Source organism: Methylobacterium sp. (assembly GCF_019750675.1).
Taxonomy (GTDB): Bacteria; Pseudomonadota; Alphaproteobacteria; order Rhizobiales; family Beijerinckiaceae; genus Methylobacterium.
On record NZ_JAIEOF010000146.1, the window covers coordinates 1 to 4931 of the forward strand.

The 4931-nt window shown below is 74.3% G+C and carries 9 protein-coding genes; 2 read left to right on the forward strand and 7 right to left on the reverse strand.

Features of this window, described 5'->3' with window-relative positions; translation table 11 throughout:
• A partial coding sequence (locus K2X24_RS07655; protein WP_292496389.1) for a LysR family transcriptional regulator occupies window positions 1–619 on the reverse strand: 619 nt, incomplete at its 3' end.
• 136 nt (window positions 620–755) lie between these two features.
• Between K2X24_RS07655 and K2X24_RS07660 the strand changes: the two genes are divergently transcribed.
• Both K2X24_RS07660 and K2X24_RS07665 read left to right on the forward strand, forming a co-directional pair.
• Window positions 756–1370, forward strand: coding sequence for a glutathione S-transferase family protein (locus tag K2X24_RS07660; protein ID WP_292496392.1), 615 nt, complete (start codon window positions 756–758; stop codon window positions 1368–1370).
• A 29-nt stretch (window positions 1371–1399) separates the two neighbouring features.
• Window positions 1400–2338 (forward strand): pyridoxamine 5'-phosphate oxidase family protein, encoded by a 939-nt coding sequence (locus K2X24_RS07665; protein WP_292496394.1) that lies wholly within the window; start codon window positions 1400–1402, stop codon window positions 2336–2338.
• Here the strand turns inward: K2X24_RS07665 and K2X24_RS07670 are convergent.
• From K2X24_RS07670 to K2X24_RS07695, 6 genes are all read right to left on the reverse strand, one after another.
• Window positions 2319–2972, reverse strand: coding sequence for a DUF2460 domain-containing protein (locus K2X24_RS07670; RefSeq protein ID WP_292496396.1), 654 nt, complete (start codon window positions 2970–2972; stop codon window positions 2319–2321). The genes K2X24_RS07665 and K2X24_RS07670 overlap by 20 nt on opposite strands.
• Window positions 2973–3104: 132 nt before the next feature.
• A complete protein-coding gene (locus tag K2X24_RS07675) occupies window positions 3105–3680 on the reverse strand; it encodes a phage tail tape measure protein (RefSeq protein WP_292496399.1) in 576 nt (191 codons plus the stop codon).
• Window positions 3681–3696: 16 nt separating this feature from the next.
• The gene (locus K2X24_RS07680) at window positions 3697–3915 is read right to left on the reverse strand and encodes a phage tail assembly chaperone (protein WP_292496401.1); all 219 of its coding nucleotides are present in this window, start codon (window positions 3913–3915) and stop codon (window positions 3697–3699) included.
• The gene (locus K2X24_RS07685; RefSeq protein WP_238280684.1) at window positions 3912–4235 is read right to left on the reverse strand and encodes a gene transfer agent family protein; all 324 of its coding nucleotides are present in this window, start codon (window positions 4233–4235) and stop codon (window positions 3912–3914) included. The genes K2X24_RS07680 and K2X24_RS07685 overlap by 4 nt, the downstream gene beginning before the upstream one ends.
• A complete protein-coding gene (locus tag K2X24_RS07690) occupies window positions 4235–4642 on the reverse strand; it encodes a phage major tail protein, TP901-1 family (RefSeq protein WP_292496405.1) in 408 nt (135 codons plus the stop codon). The genes K2X24_RS07685 and K2X24_RS07690 overlap by 1 nt, the downstream gene beginning before the upstream one ends.
• A gap of 25 nt (window positions 4643–4667) precedes the next feature.
• Window positions 4668–4931: DUF3168 domain-containing protein (locus K2X24_RS07695; RefSeq protein ID WP_292496407.1), on the reverse strand; the 264-nt coding region annotated here is incomplete at its 5' end.

A 4931-nucleotide genomic window follows, 5' to 3' on the forward strand; every position in this document is an offset into this window, starting at 1 on the left:
GCCCGAAGCCCCCTTGCCCGAAGCCCCCCGGCCCGGTGCTGGCCGAGCCGATCACGGCGTGGTCGCGCAGGTCCCGCACGGTCGCGGGAGCGCCGTGCCGGTCGAGGTAGTCCGGCGCCGCGCAGAGCACCCGGCGGACGGTGCCAACCCGGATCGCCGTGAGGCCGGAATCGGCCAGCGGGCCGATGCGGATGCCCACGTCGGCGCCCTCGTCGATCATGTTGATCACCCGGTCGAGGAACAGGGCGCGGGCACCGACGGCGGGGTGGCGCGCGAGGTAGTCCGTGATCACGGGCAGCACGTAGAGGCGGCCGAACTGCACGGGCGCGGTGACGGTCAGGGTTCCGGAGGGCGTGACGGTGGAGCCGGAGGCGGCCGCCTCCGCCTCCTCGATCTCGGCCAGGATGCGCCGGCAATCCTCGAGGTAGCGCCCGCCCGCCTCGGTGAGCTTCACCGTGCGGGTGGTGCGCGTCAGGAGCCGGGTCCCGATCCTGTCCTCGAGGGCGGCCACCGCCCGGGTCACGGCCGGCGGGCTCATGCCGAGCTGGCGCGCCGCTCCGGCAAAGCCCCCGCTCTCCGCCACGCGGACGAAGACCCGCATCGCCTGCCATCGATCCATGCCGTCCTCCGCAAACCCTCGATTGTTCCATTTGGCGGAAGAGTGGCTTGCGTGGAAAGCGCATTCTCATCGCCGTGCGCAGGGGCTTGAATGCGGGTGTCGCCGGTGCCCCGGCCGAACCTCGCGGAGACCTCCCATGAAGCTGTTCCACGTCGCGCTGTCGGGCCACGCCCACCGGGCCCGCCTGTTCCTGTCCCTCCTCGGCGAGCCCTGCGAGATCGTCGAGGTCGACCTCGCGAAGGGCGAGCACAAGGCGCCGGACTTCCTGAAGCTGAATCCCTTCGGCCAGGTGCCGGTGCTCGTCGACGGCGAGACGGTCGTGCCGGATTCCAACGCCATCCTGGTCTACCTGGCCAAAAGCCTCGGCCGCACCGACTGGCTGCCGGAGGACGCGGCCGGCGCGGCGCGGGTGCAGCGCTGGCTCTCGGTGGCGGCCGGTCCCATCGCCTTCGGCCCGGCGGCCGCGCGTCTCATCACCGTGTTCGGCGCGGCCTTCGACGCGGCCGAGGTCATCGCCCGGGCCCATCTCATCCTGGGCCGGATCGAGGCGGAACTCGCCGACCGGCCCTGGCTCGCGGCCGACCACCCGACCCTCGCGGACGTGGCGCTCTACAGCTACGTCGCCGCCGCCCCCGAGGGGAATGTCGATCTCGCCCCCTACGGCGCGGTCCGCGCCTGGCTCGCCCGCATCGAGGCCCTGCCGGGCTTCGTGCCCTTCCCGCAGACGCGCGCGGGCCTGCGCACCGCCTGAGCCTCACCCCCGACCCGAGGAGAAAGCCCATGACCCTCTTCGATGTGACTCTCTCCGAATCGCCCACCGCACCCTGGCACGCGGGCGAGGTCGCCATCCAGGCGCATCTCGGCGTCGCCGAGCGGATGGCCGAGCTCGGCCCCCGCGTCATCCGCGACCACCTGATCGAGCAGCACCGCGCCTTCTACGCCCACCTGCCCTTCGTGGTCCTGGGCACGGTCGATCCGGACGGCGAGGCCTGGGCGACTTTGCGGACCGGGGCCCCAGGCTTCCTCGACGCGCCCGATCCCGAACACCTGCGGGTGCGGGCGGCGCCCGAGCCCGGCGATCCGGCCGAGGCGGGGCTCGCGGACGGAGCCGCCGTGGGCCTCCTCGGGATCGACCTCGGCACGCGGCGGCGCAACCGCCTGAACGGGACCGTGGCGCGCGGGGCGGCGGACGGCTTTTCGATCCGCGTGGCGCAGAGCTTCGGCAACTGCCCGCAATACATCCGGGTCCGGACCGATCCGGAGCCGGTCCCGGCGGCGGCGGCCGCCCCGCTCGTGTCGCATCGCCTCGACGCGCAGGCCCGCGCCCTCGTGACGAACGCCGAGACGTTCTTCGTCGCCAGCTACGCGCCCGGCGCGGACGGCATCCGGCAGGTCGACGTCTCGCATCGCGGGGGCCCCGCGGGCTTCGTCCGGGTGGATGCCGACGGTGTCCTGACGGTGCCGGATTATTCCGGCAACCGGTTCTTCAACACCCTGGGCAACATGCTCGCCAACCCGCGCGCCGGTCTCCTGTTCATCGACTTCGCCACCGGCGACCTCGTGCAGACGACCGGGCACGCGCAGGTGATCCTCGACGCCCCCGACCTTGCGGCGTTCCCCGGCGCCGAACGGCTCTGGCGCTTCACGCCCCACACGGTGGTCCGGCGCCCCGGTGCCTGGCCGCTGCGGTTCTCGCCCCCTACGGCACGATCTCGATGAGCGGCACCCGCGGGATCTCCCCGGCGGCGAAGGCCGAGAGGTCGACGGTGAGGTCGTCGGTGTCGAAGCGGACCGGGACGTCGAAGGCAAAGCCCGCCGTCACGCGCGCGCCTGCCCCCGGCACGGCGTCGGCCGCGAAGGTGAGGCGCCCGGTGGTGGCGTCGCAGGCGACCTTGGCGGCCGGCACCGCGACGCCGTTCACCGCCACCCGCACGCTCTCGCCCACCGGCTTGGCGATGGTCCGGCGGTAGGGCATCGGCCCGGTGCCGTAGGTCTTGGCGAGCTGGAACACGCGGGCGGTCCCGTCCCCGAGGCCGAGGACCTGGTCGGTGGCCGCGATTCCCCGCGAGGGCGGCCCGGAGGTCGAATCGACCCGGTCGCGGTAGCGGAAGCCGTAGAGCCGGCCCCGCCGCTCCTCGAAGAAGCTCAAGACCGCGTGGAGCGCATCGAGGGTGCGGATGCCGAAGCCGGCATCGTAGCGCCGGCGCGAATCGGCCCAGCGGCTGTTGCGGTGCTCGCGCCCCGAGGCCAGGGTCACGATCTCGGTGAGCCGGCTCGGGCCGCCGCTGCCGCGCAGGGCGACGTCGAGGGGAAAGCGGACTTCGTGGAAGTCGCTCGGCGGTGCGTCGGCCATGGTGCGCTCCTCCTCGTTCCATCGGCCTTTGACCGTGACCGGTCAAAGGCGTTCCGCCGCATGAGCGGCGGCGCGCATTCGCGCTTGGCCTTCGGCCGATCGCCGAAGAGTCGAAGTCAACGGCCGTTGGTCTCACAAGCCGCGCCGGCCCCGGGCCACCGCGCGGGCGAGGCCGGCGGCCACCTGCGCCTCCGAGCGGCGGAAGCTCTCGAGGTCGGGGGTGGCGATGTGGATGGTCACGGGGGCGGCGCCCTGGCCGCCGGCCGCGACGCCGAGGCGCCCGTCGCTGCCGCGCTTGAGCGGCAGGATCGCCTCCGGCCCGGCCTCGCCCATCAGGCCGAGGCCGTCGCGCATGGGAAAGTAGGTGGGTGCTGCCACCACGCCGCCGGCCGCGAACGGGCGCACGCGGCCCTGCTGGAGGACGCCGCCGCGCGCGAAGGCCGTGTCGGCGCCGCCGGCGCCCGCCCCGATCAGCCTGTTCACCAGCCGGGTGATCCCGGCCTTGACCGGGGTCAGGGCCGCCTTGATCGCCACGCTGGAGAGCTTCGTCGCCAGGGTGCCGAGCACGCTGTCGAGCTGGCGCCCGGCCCCGACATTGGTGCTGAGGGCCTTCGACAGGCTTTGACCGAAGCGCTGGGCGAGCCGGTCGAGGGTCTCCAGCTGGCGGGCGCGGGCCGCGGCGGTTCGGTCGGTCTCGGTCTCGGCCATGGCGGGGTCCCTCGGGTCAGGTCGGGTCGGGGTAGCGCCCGATCAGGTCCCGCAGGCCCGCCCCGTCGAGGGCGGCGCGGGGGCCGGTCAGGCCGGCGGCGGCCATCAGTTCGCGCGGCGTGGCGCGCCAGAAATCGCGCGGGCGCCAGCGCAGCCGGCCGAGGCCGAGCGCCAGCGCCGCGTCCCACGGGAAGGCGGAGGGCGGCTCCGGCGCGGTCCCGCCCGTGGGGCTCAAGGGTTCTCGGAGGCCTCGCCGAAGGCGGCGGCGAGCACGGCGCCGATCGCCGTCCCGATCGCCTCCAGGTCGCCGGCCAGCGGCAGGGCCGCGACGGCGGCATCGTCGAGGGCGTGGCCGCCGCCGCGTAGCGCCGCGCCGAGGAGCGCGACGAGGTCGCGGCTCTTCAGCCGGCCGTCCGCGAAGCGGGCGGCGAGGTCGCTCAGATCGGCGGCCCCGAGGGCGTCCTCGAGTTCGGCCAGCGCCCCGAGGGTGAGGCAGAGGGTGTAGCGCTCGGGGCCCAGGGCCAGGGCCACCTCGCCGCGCCTGCGGTTGGCCATCAGGCGGCCGTGAAGGCGAGGGGGCCGGCCGAGTCGAGGGCCATGTCGAAGGTCACCTCGCCGGCGTGATCGCCGCGGTATTCCAGACTGGTGATCTGGAACAGGCCTTCCAGGGTGCCGAAGCCCGGCACCACGACCTGGTAGGTCTCCAGGGCGCCGTCGAAGAACACCTGCCGCAGGCGGGCATCGGAGGCTTCGTCGCGGAACACGCCGGAGCCCGAGAGGGCGGCGCGGCGCACCCCCGCTCCGGCCAGGAGCTCGCGCCAGCGCCCGGCGGAATCGGCGTTCGTGACGTCCACCGTTTCGGTGTTGAAGGCGATCTGTCGGGCGCGCAGGCCCGCCACCGCGAGAAAGCCGCTGCCGGAGGCGATGCGGATGAGCAGGTCCTTGCCGCGTTGGGCTGCCATGGTGGGCTCCGAGGGTTCTGGGGAATCAGGCGGGCAGGCGCTCGGTGATCGCGCCGAGGTTCAGGACGGCGCGGGTCTCGCCGCTCGCCGGATCGCGGCGCACCGCGATGGAGGCGAGGTCGAGGCGCACCAGGGCGTGGCCGGCGAGGCTGAGCGGCGCGTCGTGCAGGAGATCGGCGATGCGCTCGGCGACGTCGACGGCGCTGCGGGTCGAGCCGGGCCGGGCGAACACCGTCAGGCCGAGGGCGTGCCGGTGGCGCCGGGCGCCGTCGACGGATTCGTCGCGGAT